Source organism: Rhizobium sp. BK591 (assembly GCF_014195045.1).
Taxonomy (GTDB): domain Bacteria; phylum Pseudomonadota; class Alphaproteobacteria; order Rhizobiales; family Rhizobiaceae; genus Rhizobium; species Rhizobium anhuiense.
Map to the genome: position 1 here is coordinate 12,081 of NZ_JACIAZ010000014.1, position 24,653 is coordinate 36,733.

Genomic DNA, 24,653 nt, shown 5'->3' on the forward strand with positions numbered 1-24,653 from the left:
AAAACCGAACCCGGCATCACGAAAGCTCTGGGGCGGACCGCCTGGCCAAAGAGCCGGATTCCCAACTTCTGGAACCGCTCTAAAAGCCCAGGCCCCAAAAGGCCCCAAGTTGCGGCGTCTCTTAGCGAGTTTGGCGGGGGTAGGCAAGCGCACGCGATAAAAGCTGTTGGCGAGCGGCTCCGCGCTCGTCAGTCCGCTGATCCACGCCCCTTGACTTATGCCGTCGATCGTCCGACTTCACATTGAGCGAATGAAGGAGTGGACGATGACGGAAGGCGCCAGAAGCACGATCGACCAGGGCGAAGTGGACCGCTTCTCGGCGATGGCGGCGGAATGGTGGAGCCCGACCGGCAAGTTCAGGCCGCTACACAAGTTCAATCCCGTCCGGCTTACCTATATAAGAGACAAGGCCTGCGAGAATTTCGGCCGTGATCCGAAAAGCGCCCGCCCGCTCGAAGGCCTGCGGGTGCTCGATATCGGCTGCGGCGGCGGCCTCCTGTCCGAACCTGTCGCCCGCATGGGCGCCTCCGTCACCGGCGCCGATCCGTCCGAGAAGAATATCGGCATCGCCTCTACCCATGCCAAGGCATCAGGCGTTTCGGTCGATTATCGCGCTGTCACTGCCGAGGAGCTCGCCGACGCCGGCGAGACCTTCGATATCGTCTTGAACATGGAAGTGGTCGAACACGTCGCCGACGTCGAATTTTTCATGACGACCTGCGCGAAAATGGTCCGCCCCGGCGGTCTGATTTTCGTTGCCACCATCAACCGCACGATGAAGGCGGCCGCGCTCGCCATCTTCGCCGCCGAAAACATTCTACGCTGGCTGCCGCGCGGCACGCATCAATATGAAAAGCTGGTGCGCCCGGAAGAGCTGGAAAAGCCGCTGGCGGCAAGCGGCCTCGAGATCACCGACCGCACCGGCGTCTTCTTCAACCCACTGTCGAACCAATGGAACCTGTCCAAGGATATGGACGTCAATTATATGCTGCTGGCAAAGCGGCCGGCGTAAGTCCAGGGCAGGCGCCACATGCAGGTAGCCATTGCAGCAGCCCGCGCGGACTGCGTCAGTTCACGTCTTCCGGCAAAACCGGAATGGCTGCGATCTCGATGCCCTCTTCGAGGAGTGCCTGCGCCTCGTCGAAAGTCGCCTGGCCGATGATGCCGCGGGCATCCGCCTCGCCATAATGGATCTTGCGGGCTTCCTCGGGAAACTGCGTGCCGACATCCTCGGAATTGGCCTTGACGGCCGCGACCGCCTCTTTCAGCTTCTGCAGGGCCTCCTGGCGCATGGCATCCATCGCCAGTGTCTGGATCTCGTCCTTCTTCCGCGCCGTCGACACCGAAGGCGCCATCAACAGCTTGGAAATAGCAGCGGAATGACAGACGGGGCAGGTCAGGAAGCCGGTCGCGACCTGACGGTCGAAATCGGCGCTTTCGGAAAACCAGCCTTCGAATTCATGGGCATTGTCACAGGTGAGAGAATAGCGGATCAAGCGGCGACGCCTCCTGCGACTGCCCCCGCAATCTTCTCGACCGAGAATTCCCGGCCATTCCTCAGGTTCGGGATCTTGTCATGCGCGGTTTTGACCGCACTGGGATCGATCTCGGCAACGATAATGGCCTCGCCGGTGGCGCCGGCCGACGCCAGCACCGTGCCCCAGGGATCGATGATCATCGAATGGCCAAAAGTCTCGCGGCCGTCCTCATGCCGGCCGGCCTGTGCGGCGGCGATGACGAAGACACCGTTCTCGATCGCGCGTGCCCTGAGCAGAATCTCCCAATGCGCCTCGCCGGTCTGTTTGGTGAAGGCTGCGGGAACCGTCATCACCTCGGCGCCGGCAATCGCCTGGGCGCGGAAGAGCGTGGGAAACCGCACGTCGTAGCAGATCGTAAAACCCATTTCGGCAAAGGGCAGCGACAGAACACGGGCCTCCGAGCCGGCCGTATAGGCGGCACTTTCACGCCAGCTCTCGCCATTGTCGAGGTCGACGTCGAACATATGGATCTTGTCGTAGCGATTGAGGATTCGGCCGTCGGGACCGAAGAGGAAACCGCGATTGGCGATTTTGCCGTCGGCAAGGGCGATTGCCGTCGAGCCGACATGCACGTGGATGCCGAGTTCGGCGGCGAGCTCCGAGCCGGTCTTGACGATGATGTCATGCGCCTCGTCGGCAAGCACGGCGCGCGCCGCCGCGCGATCGCGCTGCAACATGCCGGTCATCTCCGGCGTCTGCACATAGATCGCGCCCTCTGCGGCGGCCTCGCGCACCAGCCGCGCCATGGCGGCGGCGTTCTTCACCGGATCGACCCCGGAACACATCTGGATGGCGGCGGCCTTGAAGCTCATCGATTTGTCCTCAGGCCGCCAGCATCGGATCGAGCTTGCCGGCCCGATCGAGCGCGAAGAGATCGTCGCAACCGCCGACATGATCGGCGCCGATGAAGATCTGCGGAAAGGTGGTGCGGCCGTTCGACTTGCCGATCATCTCCTGGCGAAGATCCGGCGAAAAGGTTGCGTCGTGTTCGACGTAGTCGACGCCCTTTTCTTCGAGAAGGGACTTGGCGCGGCTGCAATAGCCGCAGAACTGCCGTGTATAGATCGTGACGGGTACCATAATCTCTCCAGACCGATGCCGGGTATTTCTGTCATATAGGCTCGGAGAGAGCCCTTGCAAAGGTCAAAACCGTTATCTCGGCCGCACCTGCCTTGCGCAATGTCCGGCTTGCCGCAGCAACCGTCGCCCCCGTTGTATAGACGTCGTCGACGAGGACGATGCGCTTGCCGAAAATGTCGTTTTCGCAACCCTTGGCAATCGCGAAAGCGCCCCTGACATTGTCCTCGCGCGCCTTCGCGCCAAGGCCGACCTGCTGGCTGGTGCGCTTGACGCGAATAAGCGTGGCTGCAAGCAGCGGCTTGCCCGAAAGCCTTGCCATATGGCGGGCAAGCTCGGCTGCCTGGTTGAACTTGCGCGCCAGCATGCGGGTGCGATGCAGCGGCACCGGGATCAGCGCATCGCAGCTTTCGACCGCCCCGTCGGAAGCGCGCAGCATCCAGGCGGCCATCATCGGCGCCAGATCGGTACGGTCGCGATATTTCAGCCCATGCACGAGATCGCGGACCGCATGGTCGTGGGTCGCAGCCGACCGCAGCCGGTCGAAGGGCGGCGGGTCAGCAATCGCCTCGGCACTGAGGATGCCGGCACCGAGATCGTGCGAAAAGGGAATGCCGAGCACCTCGCAATAGGGCCGTTCGATGAAGCGGATGCCGGACCAGCATTTTGCGCAGAGCCCGCGATGGCCGCCTGTGGAAATACCGCAGACGGAGCAGGCGGGCGGATAGAAGAAATCGGCAAGCGCCGACAACGGCCGCACGAGATGCGCCCGCAAAAACTCTGCCGGTCTTTCGAAATCGATCGAGCCCATGCGGCTAAGACTAGAGCCTTTCCTGGTCAGATTGAAGCATTCTGTTGGCTCAAACGGAGTCGGATGGTCGACCGGCCGGCGCGCGTCGTAGCCCGGCTCTACGGCCAAGCCGGCCGGTCGATCAGCCAGCCGTTTCAGCCAACCCTCCCGCAGATTTGCCTGGCAAATCTGCAAGACTTTAGAACCGCCGGACGCACCTATTGCTTCGCATGGCGAAGCAGTGCGGCCGGTGGGCCGGGCATCTCTACGCCAGGGCAGAGGCGATAAGCTCGGTCGGACGTACCAAGGGGTATGCCCTTCGCCAATCGCCTCTGCCCTGACGAAAACCTGCTCCGGCAGAATGCTTCAATCTGGCCAGGAAAGGCTCTGGCGCGTTCTGCGCGAAACGAAAATCGTCTTGCCGCATAAACGGCGCGGGACTAAGGACATCGCCATGGAAACGATCTTCGACAAGGCCCTGATCGCCGCACACCGCCATCGTGCGCTTGCCAGCAACGACCCGAAAGCCGCCTTCCTGCTCGACATCGCCGCTGAGGAAATGGCCGAGAGGCTTGCCGTCGTCGAGCGGACCTTCGAGACCGCCGTCGAGCTGCACGGCGCAACCGGGGCTGCCGCCCGTGCGGCGCTGGCGACGGGCAAGATCGGCACGATGATCCGCGTCGAAAGCGAGAAGGCCTATGCCGGGCCGGGCGAAACCTTGATCGAGGCGCCGCTCGAAGATGTGCCGCTCGAACCGCAATCGGCCAATCTCATCCTTGCGCCGCTCAGTCTGCATCTGACCAACGATACGCCTGGCGTTTTCATCCAGATTCGCCGAGCCCTGAAGCCGGACGGGCTGTTTCTCGCTGCGATCCCCGGCGCCGGGACCCTGCAGGAACTGCGCGAGGTGCTGCTGGCCGCCGAGGTCGAGATGACCGGCGGCGCAAGCCCGCGTGTCATTCCCTTCGCCGATGTGCGCGATGTTGGCGGCCTCATGCAGCGCGCCGGCTTCACGCTGCCGGTGATCGACACGGAGAACTACACGGTGCGTTATGATTCGCTCTTCCCGCTGATGCGGGATCTGCGAGCGATGGGCATGAGCAATCCGCTTGCAGCCCGCGGCCGGATGCCGCTGACACGCGCCTTCTTCCTGCGCGCAGCGGAGATCTACGCCGAACGCTATTCCGATCCCGACGGGCGCATCCGCGCCACCTTCTCGATCGTCTATGTCTCGGGATGGGCTGCGCACGAGAGCCAGCAAAAGCCGCTGAAGCCCGGTTCGGCCAAGGCTCGCCTCGCCGATGCGCTGAAAGTGGACGAGCACAAGCTCAGGCAGTAATGGCCGGCTGCCTCTTCAATTCCCAGGCAGATTGTTGCCGATCGCGTTGAAAATATCCTGCAGTCTGCCGGAGAAGATACCGAGAGCAGAGACAATTGCGCCGCCGATGACGGCGGCGATCAGCCCATACTCGACCGCCGTCGCACCTCTATTATCTGCAAGAAATGCCTTCAAAAAATGCATCACCCAACCCTTAGCGCGAACGGACAGCAAACGACCAATTCCACGACCATCAGGTGATGGCCGACATTTTTCAGCAACCGGCGCCGACGCCATAGCCCTGGACGACGCAGACCGAGCCGGGTGTATCCTGGAGGACGCTGCGGCGAATCGTATAACGCTTGCCGCTTTCGGCCTTCGGAATCGATCCTGTTGTCATCGTATCAAATTCAAGGGGAGCGCTGGCAAAGACACTCTTTTTCGAGGAATCCGCAAGCATCGGCGTCAGGATGAGCGTCAGCGCAACCACCGCCGTACCGAACAGAAGGGCGATATTGAGCGCACCCGTCCTGCGCGAGGCAGACGAAGCCCGTTCCTTTTCCCGGACAGCTTTCCAGAAATCATCGTCCATGACGTCAAGCCTTTTAATACACGCACGCCAGATGCTTGATTGAGGCCGATCTTTGGCAGAAGGTGTTAAACGATCCATTAATATCCACAGCCGAAAACGACACGGCGCGATAATAATCAGGTAACGCTAAAGTAAATCCTGCAGCATCGGGATGAGCGGCTCGTCGGCCGGCGGCATCGGATAATCGCGCAACGCCTGCGGCCGCACCCATTTCAGCGCCTGGCCCTCGCGGCCCTGGGGAATGCCCTCATAGCGCCGGCAGATATAAAGCGGCATCAAAAGGTGGAAGGTCTCGTAGGAATGGCTGGCGAAGGTGAGCGGCGCCAGGCAGGCGATCTTGGTCTTGATGCCGAGCTCTTCCTCGAGCTCGCGCACCAGCGTTTCTTCCGGCGTCTCGCCAGGTTCGACCTTGCCGCCGGGAAACTCCCAGAGCCCCGCAAGCGACTTCCCCTCGGGACGCTGTGCCAATAGGATACGCCCGTCGGTATCGATCAGCGCGCAGGCGGCGACCAGCAATATCTTCCGGCCTGCCTCGATCATTTCGGCTCCCGCTGCCAATAGCAATAATGATAGGCGTCGCGAAAACCGAGGCGCTCATAGAGGGCGATCGCCGGACGGTTGGAAAGCTTCACCTGCAGCCAGGCCGAACGAGCGCTGCGCATGCGTGCCCAGCGCAGCGCCGAGGTCAGGATCTCGGTGCCAAGCCCCTCGCGCCGCCGCGCCTCGGAGACCGAAAGCGACATGATGCCGGCAAGATCGTTGTCCTGAACGCAGAGCACGGTCGCAAGCGGGCCATCCGTCGCATTCTCGATCATGAACAGGCCGGATGGCGGCTTGATCGCCGTAATGATTTCGGCAAGCGCCGGCTTCAAGCTCAGTGGCGCCCGCTCGACGGCGAGATTGGCATCGACGAAACGGCCGACATCATGGGTCGGCAGGTGATCGAGCGTGTCCGGCAATTCCGCCTCGGCCAGATCGCAGGTCATCACGACAGTCTCGTCGAACTGCATCCAGTTCTGCTGGCGCAGAAGTTCGATCAGCACCGGCGAGGCAAGCGGCGTCTGGCGGACCACGACGGCGCGGCCATAGGCCTCGAACTTTCGGCTCGCCTTTTCCAGGCGGATTTCGACGTCGCGATGATCCGAAGGATCGAGCGGCACGATCGAATTCAACCGGTTGGACGGGTGGCCGGCCGTCAGCCGCACCTGCCAGCTGCCGTCATATTGCACGGACGCCGCCGGCCAGGCGCGGAAGCCGACAGCCTCCAGCCTGCGGACCAGCGGCAGATTTTGTGAGGAAATGGATGCCTGCGCCAATGACCGATCAGCTCCGATAGTCGCCATTGATCGCAACATATTCCTTGGTGAGGTCGCAGGTCCAGACCGTAGCCGTGCCGGCACCGAGCCCGATATCGACTTTGACGGGGATATCCTGCGCCTTCATGACATCAGAGGCGGCCTCCTCGGAATAATCCGGGTCACGCTCGCCATTGACGGCGACCCTGATGTCGCCGAACCAGATGGCGAGCCGGTCGCGATCGGCCATCTCGCCGGATTTGCCGACCGCCATGACGATACGGCCCCAATTGGCGTCTTCGCCGGCGGCCGCCGTCTTGACCAGCGGCGAATTGGCGATCGACAGTGCGATGCGCTTGGCGGCGGTATCGCTCTCGGCGCCCGTCACTGTGATCTCGAGCATCTTGGTGGCACCTTCGCCATCACGCACCACCTGCAGCGACAGATCCTTCAGCACTTCGTTGAGTGCAGCGCGGAAGGTGGCAAGGCGCGGATCATCGGCGCGTTCGATACGGGCCTGGCCGTCCTCGGCCGCCGCACCCGTCGCAAACAGCATCAGCGTATCGGAGGTGGAAGTGTCGCTGTCGACAGTCATGGAATTGAAGGTCGGGCCGACACCGTCGGACAGAAGCGCCTGCAGCGCGGCCGGTGCAATGTCGGCATCGGTGACGACGAAGGAGAGCATGGTCGCCATATCAGGCGCGATCATGCCGGCGCCCTTGGCGATGCCGTTGATCGTCACGGCCACGCCGCCGATCTCGGCGCTGCGGGTCGAAACCTTCGGGTAGGTGTCGGTCGTCATGATCGCCTTGGCGGCCTCGAACCAGAAATCGCCGGTCGCTTCGACCTGCATCCGATCCAGAACGCCTGCGAATTTGGTGGCATCGAGCGGCTCGCCGATGACGCCGGTCGAGGCCAGATAGATCTCGTTTTCAGCGCAGCCAACGGCAGCGGCAGCCGACTGCGCCGTCAGCGCGGTCGCCTGGCGGCCCTTCAGCCCGGTAAACGCATTGGCATTGCCGGAATTGACGACGACGGCGCGGGCGCTGCCATGGGGAAGATTGGCCCGGCAGAAATCGACCGGCGCCGACGGGCACTTCGAGCGGGTGAAGACGCCCGCAACGGCCGCCGGCCTGTCGAAGACCATCATCAGCACGTCGGTGCGGTTCTTGTACTTGATGCCGGCGGACGCCGTCGCCATGCGCACGCCGCGCAACGGCGGCATCGAGACGAAGGATTTCGGAGCGAGCGGAGAGACGGAACCGGACATGATAAGACCTGCCAATGAGCATTTCCAGGCGAATTGGAAACCGGTTCGCCGTCCGGAAATGCGACAACAAACGATGCCGGAGCATGATGCCGAAAGTGTCGGCGTTTTTCGACGACATCATGCTCTGCTTTTTGATTTGGAAGGGCCCGGAAGAACCGGGCCCCGATGCGATGATTACTGCTGCGGCGCCGGCGCGACGGGCTCGCTGCCCGGCTCCGGCTGCTTGTTGGCCTGGTCGTAACCCTTGCGCAGCGTCTCGTCCGAGATCTCGATCTTGGCGGAGGCCTTCGCCTTGTTCAGAAGCTCAAGATACTTGTCGCGCATGACGAGCTGACGAACCTGATCCTGCACCTGCTCGAAGGGCGGCGGCGGAGCGTCGCGCTTGTCCTCGACCTTGATGACGTGGAAGCCGAAATCGGTCTTGACGGGTGTCTTGGAATAGGTGCCCTTCTCCAACGCGAAGGCTGCGTCCTCGAATTCCTTGACCATGCGGCCGCGCGAGAAATAGCCGAGATCGCCGCCTTCCGACTTGTTCGGATCGGTGGACTTTTCCTTGGCGAGTTCGGCAAAATCCTTGCCGGCGTCGAGCTGCTTGATGATGTCCTTGGCTTCGTCCTCGGTCTTGACGAGGATGTGACGGGCGTGGACTTCCTCCTGCTTCGGCAGGGCAGCGACTTCCTTGTCGTAGCGGGCCTTGACTTCCTCAGGCGTCACGATGTCGACGACATGCTTCTTGAAATAGGCGTTGTGCAGCTCGCGATCGGTGAGATACTGCATGCGCCTCTTGAATTCGTCGGTCTGATCGAGCTTCTCGGCCGCAGCGTCGGCGGCGAGCAGCTTCACGTCGATGGCGGCGGAAAGGGCTGCGACCTTCTTCTGGTCATCGGGGAGCTGCGCCAGCTGCGGGTCGAGATTGGCGACGGCAAGGTCGAGTTCCGACTGGTGGATCTCCAGATTGCCGACCTTGGCGATGACGGCGTCATCGGCATAGGCCGGGGCCTGGAGCGCAACAAAAGTTGCGAACGCCAGAACGGCAAGTTTGTTGGTGCTCAACATGAAATACCCTTCACAGTTACATCGCCGGTTTCAGCATCGCCTGAATCCAGCCCAAAATAGCCATCAACACCGGATTGTGGCCTTTCTGTATCCGCCAAATCCGTTGACATCATTCGACCCCCCTCTTATCTGTCACGCAACCTCGCGTCCAGAACAGTTTCCGGGCGTTTTAAGGCGCGCGCCTGATTTTCGGCTGGGCCGCGAATAAGAAACGTCGGGGATGAATATTGAGAAAGGACCAGTCATATGGTCAGCTTTGGCGGTATAGCCCGCAAGTTATTTGGTTCTTCCAATGACCGCCGCGTGCGGTCCTTCCAGCCGAACGTCACTGCCATCAACTCTATCGAAGAGAAGACGAAGGCCCTGACGGACGAGCAGCTCGCGGCAAAGACCGTGGAGTTTCGCGCCCTGCTCGCCGAGGGCAAGACCCTCGACGACATTCTGATCCCGGCCTTTGCCGTCGTGCGCGAAGCCTCGCGCCGCGTTCTCGGCCTGCGACCTTTTGACGTACAGCTGGTCGGCGGCATGATCCTGCATTCGAATGCGATCGCCGAGATGAAGACCGGCGAAGGCAAAACCCTCGTCGCCACCCTGCCGGTCTATCTGAACGCGCTTTCCGGCAAGGGCGTGCACGTCGTCACCGTCAACGATTACCTCGCCCAGCGCGACGCCGCCACCATGGGCCGAGTCTACGGCTTCCTCGGCATGACCACCGGCGTCATTGTCCACGGCCTCTCCGACGAGGAGCGTCGCGCGGCCTATGCCTGCGACATCACCTATGCCACCAACAACGAACTCGGCTTCGATTATCTGCGCGATAACATGAAGTACGAGAAGAACCAGATGGTCCAGCGCGGCCATAACTTCGCGATCGTCGACGAAGTGGACTCGATCCTGGTCGACGAGGCGCGCACGCCGCTGATCATCTCCGGTCCGCTCGACGACCGCTCCGAACTCTATAATACGATCGACGCCTTCATTCCGCTGCTGGCGCCCAGCGACTACGAGATCGACGAGAAGCAGCGCTCCGCCAACTTCTCCGAAGAAGGCACTGAGAAGCTGGAAAACCTGCTCCGCCAGGCCGGCCTCCTGAAGGGCAACGCGCTCTACGACATCGAGAATGTCGCGATCGTCCACCACATCAACAATGCGCTGAAGGCCCACAAGCTCTTCCAGCGCGACAAGGACTATATCGTCCGCAACGACGAAGTCGTCATCATCGACGAGTTCACCGGCCGCATGATGCCGGGCCGCCGTTATTCGGAAGGCCAGCACCAGGCGCTGGAAGCCAAGGAAAAGGTGCAGATCCAGCCGGAAAACCAGACGCTGGCCTCGATCACCTTCCAGAACTACTTCCGCATGTACGGCAAGCTCGCCGGCATGACCGGTACGGCGCAGACGGAAGCGGAAGAATTTGGGAATATCTACAATCTCGATGTCATCGAGGTTCCGACCAACCTGCCGATCAAGCGCATCGACGAGGACGACGAGGTCTACCGGACCTTCGACGAGAAGTTCAAGGCGATCATCGAGGAAATCCTCGATGCCCATAAGCGTGGCCAGCCGGTGCTGGTCGGCACCACCTCGATCGAGAAGTCGGAGCTGCTTGCCGAGCGCTTGCGCAAGCAAGGCTTCAACGACTTCCAGGTGCTGAACGCCCGCTACCACGAGCAGGAAGCCTATATCGTCGCCCAGGCCGGCGTGCCGGGTGCCGTCACCATCGCCACCAACATGGCCGGCCGCGGCACCGACATCCAGCTCGGCGGCAACCTCGACATGCGCATCGAGCGCGAACTCGGCGATGTCGAAGCCGGTCCGGAGCGTGACGCCCGGATCCAGGCGATCGTCGAGGAGATCAAGGAACTCAAGCAGAAGGCGCTCGCCGCCGGCGGTCTCTACGTCATCGCCACCGAACGCCATGAAAGCCGTCGCATCGACAACCAGCTGCGCGGCCGTTCCGGCCGTCAGGGCGACCCCGGCCGCTCGAAGTTCTACCTGTCGCTTCAGGACGATCTGATGCGCATCTTCGGCTCCGACCGCATGGACAGCATGCTGACCAAGCTCGGCCTCAAGGAGGGCGAGGCGATTGTCCATCCCTGGATCAACAAGGCCCTGGAGCGCGCCCAGAAGAAGGTCGAAGCCCGCAACTTCGATATCCGCAAGAACCTTCTGAAATATGACGACGTTCTCAACGACCAGCGCAAGGTAATTTTCGAACAGCGCCTCGAGCTGATGGAAGCGGCCAATATTTCCGAAATGGTCTCCGACATGCGCCGCGAGGTAATCGAGGACATGGTCGAAAAGCATATCCCCGAGCGCGCCTATGCCGAACAATGGGATGCTGCCGGCCTGAAGACCGGTGCTTTGAACATCCTCAATCTCGATCTGCCGATCGAGGACTGGGTGAAGGAAGAAGGTATCGGCGAAGACGATATCCGCGAGCGGCTGACGCAAGCCACCAATGCCGCCTTCACGGAAAAAGCCGAGCGTTTCGGCGACGACATCATGCATTATGTCGAGCGCTCGATCGTCATGCAGACGCTCGATCATCTCTGGCGCGAGCATATCGTCAATCTCGACCATCTGCGCTCCGTCATCGGCTTCCGCGGCTATGCCCAACGCGATCCGCTGCAGGAATACAAGTCGGAAGCCTTCGAGCTCTTCACGGCGCTGCTCAACAATCTGCGCGAGGCCGTCACCGCCCAGCTGATGCGCGTCGAGCTGGTGCAGCAGGCGCCCGCCGAGCCCGAACCGCCGTTGATGCAGGCCCATCACCTGGATCCGACGACCGGCGAAGACGATTTCGCCCCAGCGATCTACCAGGCATCGGAAGTCATCGTTTCTCCCGAAAACCGCAACCCGGATGACCCGGCCACCTGGGGCAAGGTCGGCCGTAACGAGACCTGCCCCTGTGGTTCCGGCAAGAAATACAAGCATTGCCACGGCGCCTTCGAGCAGGTCTGAGGCAAGCCGCAACGATCCTGAAAATGCCGCCTTCGGGCGGCATTTTCTTTTCTCCGGCAACGCCTCACGATCGTAACTCAGCGTCGGGCAGCAAGCCCGATCCGGAACCGTTTCTTAACCCTGTTCTGTCAAGACTTCAGGCGCGATTTGCCTGACCTTAGAGTTTTGCGTGTTCATCATGGCGGTCATAGAAACAGCGGAGAAGATGCTGCCCGCGGGCCTGCGCCCGATCGGCGGCCGTACGCTGCGCATGCTTGCGGCCGTGCTCACGGAACGCGGCGAGAAGGCGGCCGCCCAGCGCATGGCGCTGACGGCCTTTTCGATCCGTATCCTCAGCGCGGCTCTCGCCTTCGTCTCCCAGATCGTGCTCGCCCGGCTGATGGGCGAATATGAATACGGCATCTTCGTTTTCGTCTGGGTGCTGGTCGTCGTCTTCGGCGATCTCTCATGCCTCGGGTTCCACACGGCGATCATCCGCTTCCTGCCGCAATACAGGGCAGCGGGCGCTTTCGAGGAAATCCGCGGCCTGACCGGGACGGCGCGCATCTTTGCGCTGCTTTCCGGCACGGCGGTGCTCGCCGCCGGCACGCTCGGTCTGCATTTCTTCGGCGACATGATCCAGGTCTATTATCTCGTCCCGATCTTCATCGGCCTGCTCGCCATGCCGATGATCGCGCTCGGCGACATTCTGGAAGGCACGTCGCGGGCCAACCACTGGCCGGTGATGGCGCTGAGCCCGGTCTATATCGTCCGCCCGATCCTCATCATCCTCTTCATGCTCATCGCCATTGCCATCGGCGCCGAGCACACCGCCGTCACTGCGATGCAGGCAGCACTCGTCGCCACCTTTGTCACCGCGCTCGGCCAGTATGCCGCAACGCTCTATCGCCTTCGCCGGCATTATGATGAAGGCCCGCGCAAGGTCGATTTCCTCGCCTGGTTCAGCGTCGCCTTTCCGATTTTCCTGATCGAGGGCGTGAGCTTCCTGCTCACCAATTCCGATGTCGTCGTCGTCGGCATCTTCCTCGAACCGCACGATGTCGCCATCTATTTCGCCGCCGCCAAGACGATGGCGCTGGTGCATTTCATCAATTTCTCGGTCAAGGCAGCCTCCGGCCCGCGCTTCTCCTCGATCATCGCCGAAGGCGACCACGGACAGCTGGCGACCGCTGCCATCGACGCCGCCCGCTGGACCTTCTGGCCGGCGCTCGGTGTCGGCCTTGCCGTGCTTGCGGCCGGCCATCTGCTGCTATCGCTCTTCGGCGGCGCCTTCACATCAGGCTATCTGGTCATGGCGATCCTGCTCGCCGGCATCCTCGCCAAGTCGCTGGTCGGCCCCGCCGAAACGTTGTTGATGATGGCAGGCAAGCAGAACCTCTGCGTCGCACTCTATGCCGGCGCACTGACGGCCAATGTCGGCCTCAACCTCGCTTTGATCCCGCATTACGGCATCGAGGGCACGGCGATTGCCACGGCCTCGGCCATGGCGGTCGAGGCGATCCTGCTGCATCTCGCCGTGCGCCGCACGCTCGGTATCGTCCTGTTCGCCTTCGCCAGCCCCTCCGCCGCAACGCCAGAAATGAGAGTTCGATAGATGGTGCGTGTTCCCCCCGTTACCGAAAGCACCAACAGCGCCGCCAACCGCATGGTGCATGATCTCGCCGCGCTGCATTTCGAAGCGCCGCAGGCCGAGGCCCGCGCCGAGATCGGCCGGCCGGGGCGCGAGCTCTGCCTCTATCCCGGCAAACTCGGCTATGAACTTCAGGATGAGCTCGATTTCCTCTCCAACCGGGCGATGGAACCGAACGTCTTCTTCTCCGGCCGCTTTCTCGCCCCCGCTATGCCGCGGCTTGAGGACCGGCAGGTGAACTTCGCCCTGATCCGCGACCACAATGCCGGCCGCAGCCGCATGCGCTTCCTGATGCCGTTTTCGGTCGACCGGCCCGGTTTTGCCGTCGGCCCGTCGATCATCCGCGGCTGGTCGAACAGTTTCGGCCCGCTCGGCACGCCGCTCGTCGATGCCGAGGATGCTGCCGAGACCCTCGACAATCTCTTCGAGGCCCTGACCGTGCGCGATCTCAATCTGCCCGGCATTCTGGTTCTGCCGGATCTGCGGCTGAACGGCATCTTCGTGCGCATGCTCAAGGCTGTGGCGCTCAGCCGCAACCTTCCCGTCACCGTCACCAATCCTTACCAGCGCCCGATGCTGCAGAGCGACGAAGAGGCGCCGGCCTATCTCGGCAAAACCATTTCCTCCTCGCATATGCGCGAAATGCGCCGTCAGTGGCGCCTGCTGGAGGAACAGGGAACGGCGGTCTATGCCGTCGCCCGCCAGCCGCGCGAAATCCATATCCGCTTCGAGGAATTCCTGGCGATGGAAGCCGGTGGCTGGAAGGGCAAGCGGCGAAGCGCTCTCGTCACCGATCGCTATCACACGGCCTTTGCCCGCGAGGCGGTGTCGAACCTTGCCGCCGTCGATGCCGTGCGTATTCACACGATCGATCTCAATGGCAAGGCGATCGCCGCCATCGTCGTCCTGATGATGGGCGGCGAAGCCTATACCTGGAAGACCGCCTATGACGAGAACTATGCCCGCTATTCGCCGGGCAAGCTCTTGATGAGCGAGCTCACCGAATGGCATCTCGACGACGCCAATATCGTGCGTTCCGATTCCTGTGCCGTCTCCGATCATCCGATCATGAGCCGCTTCTGGCAGGAGCGCGAGGAGATGGGAACGCTGGTGATCGGCCTGACGCAGAACGGCGACCGCGACATGCGCCAGGTCTCGGCCCAACTCCATATGTACCGCAGCACCCGCAATATGGCGAAGATGCTGCGCGAGAAGATCATGTCGCTTGCCGGCCGGGGCTAATTTTCGGCCGCCGCTCTTTCGCGCAGCAGCCGGCGGATCACCTTGCCGGTGGTCGTCAGCGGCAAGGCGTCGATGAATTCCACCTCGCGCGGATATTCGTGCATCGAAAGCCGCGTCTTCACCCATTCCCTGATATCGGCGGCCAGCGCCTCGCTTGGATGATGGCCTGGTGACAGCACGATATAGGCCTTGACGATCTCGGTGCGCACGGCATCGGGTTTGCCGACGGCGGCGGCGAGCTGCACGGCGGGATGGCCGATCAGACAATCCTCGATCTCGGCCGGGCCGATGCGATATCCCGACGAGGTGATGACGTCGTCGTCGCGGCCCTCGAAGGTGATGTAACCCTCGGCGTCCTGCCGGCCGATATCGCCGGTGAGCAGCCAGCCTTTGGCGAACTTCCGCTCGGTCGCCGCCGCATCGTTCCAGTAGCCGAGGAACATGACGGGGTCGGGACTGGCAATGGCGATCTGGCCCGGTTCGCCGGCCGGCAATTCATCGCCCGCTTCGCTGACGATGGCAACGCGATGCCCCGGGACCGCCCGTCCGATGGCGCCAGCCTTGGTGACGTCATGGGCAGCACTCGACGAGAGTACGAAATTGCACTCCGTCTGGCCGTAAAATTCGTTGATAGTGATGCCGAGCGTACGCCGCGCCCATTCGTAAGTCTCACGGCCGAGCGCCTCGCCGGCCGAGCCGATGGTGCGCAGCACCAGATCATATTTCGAACGCGGATCGGCAACGGATCGCATCAGCCGCAGCGCCGTCGGCGGAATGAAGGCATTGCGCACGTTCATCTCCGCCATGATGCGATAGGCCATGTCGGCATCGAATTTCTGCGCCGGCGACGAGACGACGGGAACGCCGAGCAGCAGGCTCGGCAGCAGCGCATTGAGCAGACCGCCCGCCCAGGCCCAGTCGGACGGCGTCCAGACCTTGTCGCCCACTCTCGGAAAGCCCTCATGGGCAAACTGCATACCCGGAATATGGCCGGGCAGAACGCGATGGCCATGCAGCGCGCCCTTGGGCGGCCCCGTTGTTCCCGAGGTGAAAATCATCAGCGCCGGATCGTCGGGACCGGTCCTGGCAACGTCGAAGACAGAGGGATGGCCGTTCACCAGATCGCCAAAGGCAACCGCATCGACATCCGCCCGGTCGATGCTGACGACATGTTTCAGCATCGGCAGGCAATCGCGGATCTGCCGGATGCGCTCGAGACCGAAACCATTGGTGACAATTGCTGCAACACCTGCTGCCTTCAGCCGGTATTCCAGCGCCTCGACGCCGAAGAGCAGCGCCAGCGGCAGCGCGACCGCGCCGGTCTTGTAGATCGCCACATGTGCGATCACCGTCTCGAAGGATTGCGGCAAGAGCAGCGCGACACGATCGCCGCGCTCCACCCCAAGCGAAACGAGCGCATTGGCGAAGGCCGAGGACTGGTCTGCAAGGGCGCGATAGGTCATCACGCGGTGATGGCCATCCGGGCTGAAATGCTCGAGACAGACGCGCTCCGGATCTCTCGTGGCCCAGTCGTCGCTGACGGCGCGGCCGATATTGAAATCTTCGGGAATCCGCCACGAAAAATCGCGATAGAGATCGTCGTAGCGATCATGGGGCGGCAGTTTCATAGGCAGAATCCGGTGAATGTTGCACCAGCTAACACCTTGTGCTGCAATTGCGCAAGCGGCCGGTCCGGGCGGCGATGACTGCCCGGCTTCAAAGCCATCACGCATAGTTGCACGCATGGCAGAACGGATTCTTCGCCAGGTGCCCTGCGACTTTGCCGGCTTTCGCACTAGATCATGGAAGCCGCCGGGGGCCACCAATTCATCACGGAGCCGTTTCATGGAATACGCAAAATTTGGGAAGACCGGACTGGAAGTGTCGAAAATCTGCCTGGGCTGCATGACCTTCGGCGATCCCGGCCGCGGCAATCATGCCTGGAGCCTCAGGGAAGACGAAAGCCGGACGATGATCAGGCAGGCAATCGACCTCGGCATCAATTTCCTCGACACCGCCAACACCTATTCCAACGGTTCCTCGGAGGAGATCGTCGGCCGCGCCATCAAAGATTTCGCCAAACGCGAGGATATCGTGCTGGCGACCAAGGTGTTCAATCGCATGCGGCCGGGCCCGAACGGCGCCGGCCTGTCACGCAAGGCGATCTTCGACGAGATCGACAACAGTCTGCGTCGCCTCGGCACCGACTATGTCGATCTCTACCAGATCCACCGGTTCGACTATACGACGCCGATCGAGGAAACGCTGGAAGCGCTGCACGACGTGGTCAAATCGGGCAAGGCGCGTTATATCGGCGCTTCCTCCATGTATGCCTGGCAGTTCGCCAAGGCGCTCTACGTCTCCAGGCTGAACGGCTGGACCGAATTCGTCAGCATGCAGGACCACCTGAACCTGCTCTACCGCGAGGAAGAGCGCGAAATGCTGCCGCTCTGCGAGGATCAGAAGATCGCCGTCATCCCCTGGAGCCCGCTGGCCCGCGGCCGCCTGACCCGCGACTGGGACGAGACGACGGCACGCAGCGAAACCGACGAATTCGGCAAGACGCTCTACACCCAGTCCATCGATGCCGACCGCAGAATCGTCGAGGCGGTGGCCGAGATCGCCAGGACCCGCAACATCTCCCGCGCCCAGGTCGCAACCGCCTGGATCCTGCAGAAGAGCGCGGTGACCGCGCCGATCATCGGTGCCTCGAAACCGAACCATTTGCAGGACGCCGTTGCCTCGCTCTTGGTCAAGCTTACCCCCGAGGAAATCGCGACACTGGAAGCACCCTACATCCCGCACGCCGTCGCCGGCTTCAAGTAGTCAGCCGGCCGACTTCTCAGCAGGCATGAGCGAGGCAGATCCCTCTACGCGCCCGCGCGGAGAGGGAGATCGGCATTATGACTATTCCACGACCGATCTTACATCCGGCTGCCGGGGTCGAGCTGCCGGCGCATCGTCACCAGAAATTGCTCGGCAAGCGCCCTATCCTCGACCGCGCGGGCAAGAATGACGGCGCCCATCATCGACGAGAGCGTCGTCGCGGCATTGGCCCGGCGTTCTTCTTCAGTCTCGCCGGGAACGATATCGGCGAGCGTGTCGACCAGCACGGACAGCCCGTCGCTGAAGACCGCGCGGACAGCCCCCCGGCTGCGGCTCACCTCCTGGATCAGCGTTGCGAAGACGCAGCTGCCACCCGGATCGTCGACCGTGCGCCAGTGAATATAATGGTCGAGAAGTGCTGCCAGCGGCCGGTCCGGCGATTCGGCGATGTGCTCCTTCCACCGCGTTTCCACTCTGTCGATCAGCTTGCGGCTGACCTCGAGCGCCAGATCGTCCTTCGAACTGAAATGACCGTAGAAGCCGCCATGCGTCAGCCCCGCCGCCTTCATGATGTCAGCAACGCCGACCCCGTCGAAACCGTTCTCGCGGAAAAGCACGCCCGCAACGCTCAGGATCTTTTCGCGGTTTTCGGCAAATTTCTCGCGGCTGACCCGCATTTTTCGTCTCCAGAAATAGTCGCTTGACAAAATATATGACGTCCATCATCAATACGCAAGAAATATGATGACCATCATGTAAATCGGTCCTGTACTTTCGCGAACCTGAATTCGAACGGAATCTTGCCCATGGTTTCCACAGCCCTCGCCTCCACCCTTGCCCGGCGCAACATCCATTACGGCTGGGTCGTCGTTGCCGCGACCTTCCTCACCATGCTGGTCACCGCCGGCGCCATGGGCGCACCCGGCGTTCTCATCAAGCCACTGCAGGACGAGTTCGGCTGGGAGACCTCGCAGATTTCCTCGGCGCTGGCGATCCGTCTGATCCTGTTCGGTTTCATGGGTCCGTTCGCCGCCGCCTTCATGAATTATTTCGGCGTGCGCAAGGTCATCGTCTTCGCGCTCGCCCTGATCGGCGCCGGCTTCATCGGTTCGCTGTTCATGACCACGCTGTGGCAGTTGCTGCTGCTCTGGGGCATCGTCGTCGGCTTCGGCACCGGTCTGACAGCCATGGTGCTCGCCGCGACGATCTCCTCCCGCTGGTTCACCAGGCATCGCGGCCTCGTCGTCGGCATGCTTTCGGCAAGCTCGGCCACCGGCCAGCTCGTCTTTCTGCCGCTGATGGCCGAGCTGACGGAACGCTACGGCTGGCGCTCGACGGTGTTTTTCGTCTGCGCCATGATCATGGTCGCAGCCCTTGCGGTGCTCGCCTTCATGCGCGACCGCCCGGCCGACCTCAACCTGCCGGCTCTCGGCGAAACGCAGGTGACGCCGCCGCCGGCAGCCACCTCGCTCGGCGTCGCGCTGATGACGCCGATCACCGTCCTCAGGGAAATCTCGAAGACCTCGACCTTCTGGATCCTCTTCGCCACCTTCTTCATCTGCGGCCTCAGCACCAACGGCCTGATCCAGACCCATTTCGTCACCCTCTGCGGCGATTTCGGCATCGTGCCCGTGGCCGCCGCCAGCGTGCTCGCCGTCATGGGCATCTTCGATTTCTTCGGCACGATCGGCTCCGGATGGCTCTCCGATCGGTTCGACAATCGCTGGCTGCTGTTCTGGTATTACGGCCTGCGCGGCCTCTCGCTGCTCTACCTGCCCTTCAGTGATTTCAGCTTTTACGGCCTTTCCATCTTCGCCATTTTCTACGGCCTTGACTGGATCGCCACCGTGCCGCCGACCGTCAAGATCGCCGCCGACCGCTTCGGCCGCGAAAAGGTCGGCCTCGTTTTCGGCTGGGTCTTTGCCGGCCATCAGCTGGGAGCCGCCACCGCCGCCTATGGCGCCGGCCTCTCGCGCACGGAGCTTTCGAGCTATCTGCCCGCCTTCTTCGTCGCCGGCGCCTTCTGCCTGCTGGCCTCGATCCTGGCGATCACATTGAAGAAGTCCGGCCTCAGCAGCCCGGCCCCCGCTGCAGCCCATTGATATCGACCGGACCCGGCCTCGAAACGAGGCCGGGTCTCTCCACCGGATCGGTCTGATAACTTCGCTTGCCCGTCTTGCGCGCGCAGGCGCTCGCATGTTAGACAGCCGCCCGTTCGTATCCGTTGCCCCATTGGCGGAATTGGTAGACGCGCTCGACTCAAAATCGAGTTTCGAAAGAAGTGCTGGTTCGACCCCGGCATGGGGCACCACCTACGCTCTGCGAACTTCGGCTCGGCAGGCCGAAGAGCAGCTAAGCGAAGGGTTGTCGCGCCGTAGTTCCGTCAGGAACGAAGGCGGACTGGTTCGACAATGCTCCGGCTAGCTGCACCATCATCTCAAATCGCTTCGCGTAGCCCTGCCTCAGGAGACCTGATACGGGACTACGGAGCAAAATTCGCCTGCGGGTGAAGCCTACTTGTTCTTCAACAGCCACATTTTGCCGGCCATGGTGATGCCGTAGACGTCTTTTGAGACGTCGTCGTCCAGATGCCGCCGCTCGAGGAAACCCGGCTCCTTCAATTCACCCAGCGTCTTGGCAGTGACTGATTTGATTTTCTGCGGCCGCTCTTTCCAACGGTCGGTTTTTGCGTAAGTCACCTGCGCGTTCTGGTGCGTCCATTTGTTGGCTGGCTGAGGATAGAGATCTCCATCCCTGGCGAGTTTGAGTGCGGCGATCTGGGACGGGGTAAGCTCAATCATAGTAAAAATCCTGTGCGGGAGGTATTTGCGCTGGGAACGCGCTTTTACCAAAGGCGTGCTCATAACACCGACGGACCACTTCCACCACCCATTCAGACAGTCGCGCCACAAAAGGCGAAAACCCGGCTCGTGGGAACCGGGCTTCGCCCTTGTAGCGTATGTCTCGTTAATTGCAGCGTCGGACCGTCTTGGTGACCTCGCCTTCATCGGTCTGGCGCGTGACGCTCCTGGTTTCGCAGCCACTATCGCGGTAGCGGCGGTGCTCACGTTCGCGCACGGCACCAAAAGTGACGCCTCGCTCGCTGATGGTAATTCCAGGTCGTACCCGCTCGTGACGATAGCCGTCATCATAGGAACGCTCCCTGACATAGACGTTATCGGCAAGAACAGGCGCTGCAAACGAGCAGGCGGCAAGGGCCGCCACAGTACAGTTCAGGATAATCTTCCGCATGTCGTTCTCCTTTCTTGATGAAAGGGCAACGAGGCAAGCCGCAAGTGGTTCCAACATTGTGACGGCCCGGCCGTGCCGCAGACAACGTCTGCATCTGGCGGGCCAGAACTATGAGTGAGGGGGCCTCACCGCTCAAATCACTTGTTTAATTTTGCTTGCGCTTCGTCCAAAGTGGCCGCCGCTACAAATAGAGAGGGCGGACGTGCATCAGGAAGTAGGACTCATCGCGACGGTTGCCGTCAGTTTTGTTTTCGCCGCGATCCTGGGCTACGGCGCCGATCGGCTCCGGCTGCCGCCGCTCGTCGGCTACCTGATGGCCGGCATCCTGATGGGGCCGTTCACCCCGGGCTTCGTCGCCGACACCGCCCTTGCCGGTCAGCTCGCCGAAATGGGCGTCATCCTTTTGATGTTCGGCGTCGGCCTGCATTTTTCCGCCTCCGACTTGCTCGCCGTGCGCGGCATCGCCGTGCCGGGGGCGATCGGACGGATCATTCTCGCCACCCTGCTCGGCGTCGGCCTTTGCCAACTCTGGGGCTGGAGCCTCGGCGCCGGCATCGTCCTCGGCCTCAGCCTGTCGGTGGCGAGCACCGTCGTTCTCTTGAAGGCGCTGGAGGAGCGCAATCTCGTCAACGCGCCAAGCGGACGCGTCGCCGTCGGCTGGCTGATCGTCGAGGATCTGGTGATGGTGCTGGCGCTGGTGCTGCTGCCGGCGCTCGCAGAGCTTCTGGGTGGCAACGCCGCCGATACGACCAACCACGGCCTCGGCGACCTGCCGCTGGTGCTGACGATCGGCCTGACGCTGTTGAAGGTGGCGGCCTTCGCCGCCATGGCGATCTTCCTCGGCCCTCGCATCGTGCCCTGGCTGCTGACGATGATCGCCCGCACCGGCTCGCGTGAGCTGTTCACGCTGACAGTCCTGGCGATCGCGCTCGGCATCGCCTTCGGCTCGGCGGCGATCTTCGGCGTCTCATTTGCACTCGGCGCATTTTTTGCCGGTGTCGTCATGAGCGAATCCCAGCTCAGCCACAGGGCGGCCGCCGATTCGCTGCCGCTGCAGAATGCCTTCTCCGTGCTGTTCTTCGTCTCCGTCGGCATGCTCTTCGACCCCTCGATCCTGGTGCGCCAGCCGCTGGCCGTGATCGGCGCGCTGGCGCTGGTCATCCTCGGCAAGGGCATCATCACCTTCCTCATCGTTATCCTGCTCAGATATCCGATCGGCCTGGGGCTGACATTGGCCGGCGGCCTCGCCCAGATCGGCGAATTCTCCTTCATCCTCGCCGGTCTCGGCGTGTCGCTCGGGCTTCTGCCGCATGAGGGCCAGGATCTGATCCTTGCCGCCGCAATCCTGTCGATTACGCTGAACCCGATCGTGATCCTGGCGACCGACGGACTGAAGAAATATATCCATTCGACATGGCCCTCCCTTTGGGAAAATTACGGCAGAAAGAGGCAGAAAGCGCTCGGCAAGGAACTGGAAAAGATCAGGGCGCTCAGCGAGGAGCGCGAGCGTCAGCATCAGTTGAAGATGCAGCAGTTGATCGAAACTTTCCCGTTGTTCTCCGAGGTCAGCGAGGACGCGCAAGAGGAGCTGCTGCTGCTCTTCAAGGCAAAGTCCGCCCCTCCCGGCGAACGCGTCATTCGCCGCGGCGACCGCGGCGACAGCATGTATTTCATCTCTTCGGGAGCGGTGGAGGTGCGGCTCGCCAGCGGTGCGATCCGCCTGGAACCGGGCGCCTTTTTTGGCGAAATGGCGCTTCTCACCGGCGGACGACGCACCGCCGACGTCATTGCCGTCGATTTCTGCCAGTTCGAGGTGCTCGAGCGGCGAGACTTTAACATGTTCATGTCACACCATCCCAATCTGCGCGCCGCCGTCAGCGAAATGGCCCAGAAGCGCACGGAGATGAACGTCCTGCGCCAGCAATGGGAAAAGTCGATGGACCTGTCCTGAGCAAACACCGCCGCATTTCTCGCGGGAGCGCGATAGCGTGATTGCCTAGAGTAGGTCGCGCAAAACTGAGCAGCGGTTTTGCGATTCCGACATGCGTAAAAGCAAACATCTAAATCGCAAGCGAATCTGAGGATTGCGACGCGCTTTAGACCGCCGGCCAATAGCCATCGGCACGGAAATCCTCCGGGATCGGATCGAGGCGCGACAATGTCTCGGCCGCGAAATCGATCTGTAGCGACAAGTATTTGAGAGACGCCAGCATCGGCGCGCCGGTCGCAAACTCCCGGATGCGGGACAGATGACAGCCGCTGGCGCTCAGCCGCCGCGCAGCCTCCTGGCGTACATCGTCTCTGCTCGGTCCGCGCCCCTTTTCGGACCGGTCATCCATTTGCACGGCCTGCCCACGGCCGCCTTCGATCACTTCGAACATTCTCATGCCACCCTGCACGTCGACCCTATGCTCTAATACAGCTTGCCGCAGAATGGCCGATTCGCAATCCCATGAAATCTCGAGAGAGGCGCGGATGCGCCGCATCACGAAAATTTTTGGACGGCGGTGGCAGGAAGGACACGGGCGAGCATTTACAGCACCGCGCACGGCCCCTAAAGCTTTTGCACCGCAACAGGAAGGAAACGGAATGCTCCGCAGACTTTACGACTGGACCATGTCTTTGGCCTCGCGCAAATCGGCCGAAGTCTGGCTCGCCGTCATCGCCTTCGTCGAAAGCTCCGTCTTTCTCGTCCCCGCCGATGTGCTCTTCCTGCCGATGGCGCTTTCGAGGCCGGAACGCTCCTACCGCTATGCGCTGATTGCAACCGTCGCCTCCGTGCTCGGCGGCATCGCCGGCTGGGCGCTCGGCTTTTACGCCTATGAAACGGTTGCGCGGCCGGTTCTCGAATTCTACGGCAAACTCGACGCCTTCGAGCAGATGAAGGCCTATGTCACCTACGAGTGGATCCTGCTGCTGCTCGTCACTTCGGGTCTCGCGCATCTGCCGCCAATCAAGATCGTCACGATTTTGTCCGGCGTCATCCACGTCAATCTGGGGCTTTTCGTCGTCTCGGCGATCGTCGCGCGCGGCGCGCGTTTCCTCTTCCTCGCCTGGCTGCTGCGCCGTTACGGCGAGCCGATCCGCCATTTCATCGAGAAGCGCCTCGGCCAGATCGTCAGCGTCGGTGCCGCCGCCGTGATCGTGTTATATCCCGCCTACCGCTATCTCGCTCACTAGAACAGGATGATTTTCGGCCGAACAGGCCTAAAATCTGAATCCGCATCTCAGGCTTTACCAACTTTGCGGAGTTCCGCCATGACTGCCACTTCCTCGCCGCTCACCCGCCCCGGCTTTACCTATTCCCTGCTGCTCGCGATCGGCATGGCGGCCGTCGTCGGCACGGCGCTGGGCTTCCAATATATCGGCGGCTATATTCCCTGCGCGCTCTGCCTGCTGCAGCGCCAGCCTTATTATTACGCCGTCCCGATCGCGATTCTCGCCGCAATCTCCGAGCTCGTCGGCCTGCCGAACTGGATCACCCGCGCGCTCATCCTGGCGGCCGGCATCCTGATGCTGGTCACGGCAGGCATGGGTGTCTATCACGCTGGCGTCGAATGGCATTTCTGGCCGGGGCCGGCCACCTGCTCGACCACGGCAAGCAGCATGACGACCAATGCCGGCGATCTGCTCGGCGAACTCAACACCATCAAAGGCCCGTCCTGCACCGATGCGGCGCTGCGGGTGCTCGGCCTGTCTTTTGCAGGCTGGAACGTGATTGCCGGAATTCTGCTCGCAGCCTTCGCCTTTGCAGGCGTTCGCAGGGCTGCCTCTGCATAATCCCTTAAGTCGGCCGTTCTCTG

Annotated in this window: 25 protein-coding genes and 1 tRNA gene; 11 read left to right on the forward strand and 15 right to left on the reverse strand. The window is 62.1% G+C overall.

The window, feature by feature from the left end; translation table 11 throughout:
- Positions 1-265: 265 nt before the first annotated feature.
- Complete coding sequence (gene ubiG, locus FHX10_RS34470) at positions 266-1,012, forward strand: bifunctional 2-polyprenyl-6-hydroxyphenol methylase/3-demethylubiquinol 3-O-methyltransferase UbiG (RefSeq protein WP_047619973.1); 747 nt, start codon at positions 266-268, stop codon at positions 1,010-1,012.
- Positions 1,013-1,067: 55 nt separating this feature from the next.
- On the opposite strand, the gene FHX10_RS34475 is transcribed toward ubiG, so the two are convergent.
- The 4 genes from FHX10_RS34475 to FHX10_RS34490 are packed head-to-tail and all read right to left on the reverse strand — an operon-like array spanning position 1,068 to position 3,426.
- On the reverse strand, positions 1,068-1,496 hold the full coding sequence (locus tag FHX10_RS34475; RefSeq protein WP_063476309.1) for a DUF1178 family protein: 429 nt from the start codon (positions 1,494-1,496) through the stop codon (positions 1,068-1,070).
- Positions 1,493-2,350, reverse strand: coding sequence for a carbon-nitrogen hydrolase family protein (locus FHX10_RS34480; protein WP_063476308.1), 858 nt, complete (start codon positions 2,348-2,350; stop codon positions 1,493-1,495). The genes FHX10_RS34475 and FHX10_RS34480 overlap by 4 nt, the downstream gene beginning before the upstream one ends.
- 10 nt (positions 2,351-2,360) lie before the next feature.
- Complete coding sequence (gene grxC / locus FHX10_RS34485) at positions 2,361-2,618, reverse strand: glutaredoxin 3 (RefSeq protein ID WP_047619947.1); 258 nt, start codon at positions 2,616-2,618, stop codon at positions 2,361-2,363.
- 31 nt (positions 2,619-2,649) lie between these two features.
- Complete coding sequence (locus FHX10_RS34490; protein WP_097623610.1) at positions 2,650-3,426, reverse strand: ComF family protein; 777 nt, start codon at positions 3,424-3,426, stop codon at positions 2,650-2,652.
- Positions 3,427-3,859: 433 nt separating this feature from the next.
- Between FHX10_RS34490 and FHX10_RS34495 the strand changes: the two genes are divergently transcribed.
- Positions 3,860-4,744, forward strand: a complete 885-nt coding sequence (locus FHX10_RS34495; RefSeq protein WP_063476316.1) for a methyltransferase domain-containing protein — start codon at positions 3,860-3,862, stop codon at positions 4,742-4,744.
- A gap of 15 nt (positions 4,745-4,759) precedes the next feature.
- Here the strand turns inward: FHX10_RS34495 and FHX10_RS34500 are convergent, their stop codons facing one another.
- The 6 genes from FHX10_RS34500 to FHX10_RS34525 all read right to left on the reverse strand — a co-directional run bounded on the left by FHX10_RS34500 (position 4,760) and on the right by FHX10_RS34525 (position 8,936).
- On the reverse strand, positions 4,760-4,927 hold the full coding sequence (locus tag FHX10_RS34500) for a Flp family type IVb pilin (protein ID WP_047619943.1): 168 nt from the start codon (positions 4,925-4,927) through the stop codon (positions 4,760-4,762).
- 70 nt (positions 4,928-4,997) lie between these two features.
- On the reverse strand, positions 4,998-5,315 hold the full coding sequence (locus FHX10_RS34505) for a hypothetical protein (protein WP_047619941.1): 318 nt from the start codon (positions 5,313-5,315) through the stop codon (positions 4,998-5,000).
- 126 nt (positions 5,316-5,441) lie between these two features.
- Positions 5,442-5,855 carry an 8-oxo-dGTP diphosphatase MutT gene (gene mutT, locus FHX10_RS34510; protein ID WP_047619940.1) on the reverse strand — a complete coding sequence of 138 codons (414 nt, stop codon included), beginning with the start codon at positions 5,853-5,855 and terminating at the stop codon, positions 5,442-5,444.
- Positions 5,852-6,658, reverse strand: coding sequence for a GNAT family N-acetyltransferase (locus tag FHX10_RS34515; RefSeq protein ID WP_063476306.1), 807 nt, complete (start codon positions 6,656-6,658; stop codon positions 5,852-5,854). The genes mutT and FHX10_RS34515 overlap by 4 nt, the downstream gene beginning before the upstream one ends.
- Positions 6,639-7,880: a bifunctional glutamate N-acetyltransferase/amino-acid acetyltransferase ArgJ gene (argJ, locus tag FHX10_RS34520; RefSeq protein ID WP_063476305.1), complete on the reverse strand. Its 1,242-nt coding sequence runs from the start codon at positions 7,878-7,880 to the stop codon at positions 6,639-6,641. The genes FHX10_RS34515 and argJ overlap by 20 nt, the downstream gene beginning before the upstream one ends.
- 174 nt (positions 7,881-8,054) lie before the next feature.
- Positions 8,055-8,936 carry a peptidylprolyl isomerase gene (locus tag FHX10_RS34525; RefSeq protein WP_047619934.1) on the reverse strand — a complete coding sequence of 294 codons (882 nt, stop codon included), beginning with the start codon at positions 8,934-8,936 and terminating at the stop codon, positions 8,055-8,057.
- 246 nt (positions 8,937-9,182) lie between these two features.
- Between FHX10_RS34525 and secA the strand changes: the two genes are divergently transcribed.
- The 3 genes from secA to FHX10_RS34540 all read left to right on the forward strand — a co-directional run bounded on the left by secA (position 9,183) and on the right by FHX10_RS34540 (position 14,772).
- Complete coding sequence (gene secA, locus FHX10_RS34530; RefSeq protein WP_063476304.1) at positions 9,183-11,900, forward strand: preprotein translocase subunit SecA; 2,718 nt, start codon at positions 9,183-9,185, stop codon at positions 11,898-11,900.
- Between the two features lie 178 nt (positions 11,901-12,078).
- Positions 12,079-13,494, forward strand: coding sequence for a lipopolysaccharide biosynthesis protein (locus FHX10_RS34535; protein WP_063476315.1), 1,416 nt, complete (start codon positions 12,079-12,081; stop codon positions 13,492-13,494).
- Positions 13,495-14,772, forward strand: a complete 1,278-nt coding sequence (locus tag FHX10_RS34540; protein WP_047619931.1) for a GNAT family N-acetyltransferase — start codon at positions 13,495-13,497, stop codon at positions 14,770-14,772.
- On the opposite strand, the gene FHX10_RS34545 is transcribed toward FHX10_RS34540, so the two are convergent.
- A complete protein-coding gene (locus FHX10_RS34545) occupies positions 14,769-16,400 on the reverse strand; it encodes an AMP-binding protein (protein WP_063476303.1) in 1,632 nt (543 codons plus the stop codon). The genes FHX10_RS34540 and FHX10_RS34545 overlap by 4 nt on opposite strands.
- Positions 16,401-16,617: 217 nt before the next feature.
- On the opposite strand from FHX10_RS34545, the gene FHX10_RS34550 reads away from it, so the two are divergent.
- Positions 16,618-17,598: an aldo/keto reductase gene (locus FHX10_RS34550; RefSeq protein WP_063476302.1), complete on the forward strand. Its 981-nt coding sequence runs from the start codon at positions 16,618-16,620 to the stop codon at positions 17,596-17,598.
- A gap of 98 nt (positions 17,599-17,696) precedes the next feature.
- Here FHX10_RS34550 and FHX10_RS34555 read toward each other — a convergent pair whose 3' ends face one another.
- A complete protein-coding gene (locus FHX10_RS34555) occupies positions 17,697-18,275 on the reverse strand; it encodes a TetR/AcrR family transcriptional regulator (protein WP_028759089.1) in 579 nt (192 codons plus the stop codon).
- A 129-nt stretch (positions 18,276-18,404) separates the two neighbouring features.
- Here FHX10_RS34555 and FHX10_RS34560 point away from each other — a divergent pair, with 129 nt between their 5' ends.
- Both FHX10_RS34560 and FHX10_RS34565 read left to right on the forward strand, forming a co-directional pair.
- Positions 18,405-19,700, forward strand: coding sequence for an MFS transporter (locus tag FHX10_RS34560; RefSeq protein WP_063476301.1), 1,296 nt, complete (start codon positions 18,405-18,407; stop codon positions 19,698-19,700).
- Between the two features lie 124 nt (positions 19,701-19,824).
- Positions 19,825-19,909, forward strand: a tRNA-Leu gene (locus tag FHX10_RS34565).
- A gap of 202 nt (positions 19,910-20,111) precedes the next feature.
- Here FHX10_RS34565 and FHX10_RS34570 read toward each other — a convergent pair.
- Both FHX10_RS34570 and FHX10_RS34575 read right to left on the reverse strand, forming a co-directional pair.
- Positions 20,112-20,399: a hypothetical protein gene (locus FHX10_RS34570; RefSeq protein ID WP_028757264.1), complete on the reverse strand. Its 288-nt coding sequence runs from the start codon at positions 20,397-20,399 to the stop codon at positions 20,112-20,114.
- Positions 20,400-20,565: 166 nt separating this feature from the next.
- Positions 20,566-20,850: a hypothetical protein gene (locus FHX10_RS34575; protein ID WP_097545256.1), complete on the reverse strand. Its 285-nt coding sequence runs from the start codon at positions 20,848-20,850 to the stop codon at positions 20,566-20,568.
- A gap of 202 nt (positions 20,851-21,052) precedes the next feature.
- Here FHX10_RS34575 and FHX10_RS34580 point away from each other — a divergent pair, with 202 nt between their 5' ends.
- Complete coding sequence (locus FHX10_RS34580) at positions 21,053-22,801, forward strand: cation:proton antiporter (protein WP_028757263.1); 1,749 nt, start codon at positions 21,053-21,055, stop codon at positions 22,799-22,801.
- Between the two features lie 145 nt (positions 22,802-22,946).
- On the opposite strand, the gene FHX10_RS34585 is transcribed toward FHX10_RS34580, so the two are convergent.
- Positions 22,947-23,237, reverse strand: a complete 291-nt coding sequence (locus FHX10_RS34585) for a hypothetical protein (RefSeq protein ID WP_048338611.1) — start codon at positions 23,235-23,237, stop codon at positions 22,947-22,949.
- 202 nt (positions 23,238-23,439) lie between these two features.
- Here FHX10_RS34585 and FHX10_RS34590 point away from each other — a divergent pair, with 202 nt between their 5' ends.
- Positions 23,440-24,030 carry a YqaA family protein gene (locus tag FHX10_RS34590; protein ID WP_028757261.1) on the forward strand — a complete coding sequence of 197 codons (591 nt, stop codon included), beginning with the start codon at positions 23,440-23,442 and terminating at the stop codon, positions 24,028-24,030.
- Between the two features lie 78 nt (positions 24,031-24,108).
- Positions 24,109-24,630: a disulfide bond formation protein B gene (locus FHX10_RS34595; RefSeq protein WP_028757260.1), complete on the forward strand. Its 522-nt coding sequence runs from the start codon at positions 24,109-24,111 to the stop codon at positions 24,628-24,630.
- The last annotated feature ends 23 nt before the right edge of the window (positions 24,631-24,653 follow it).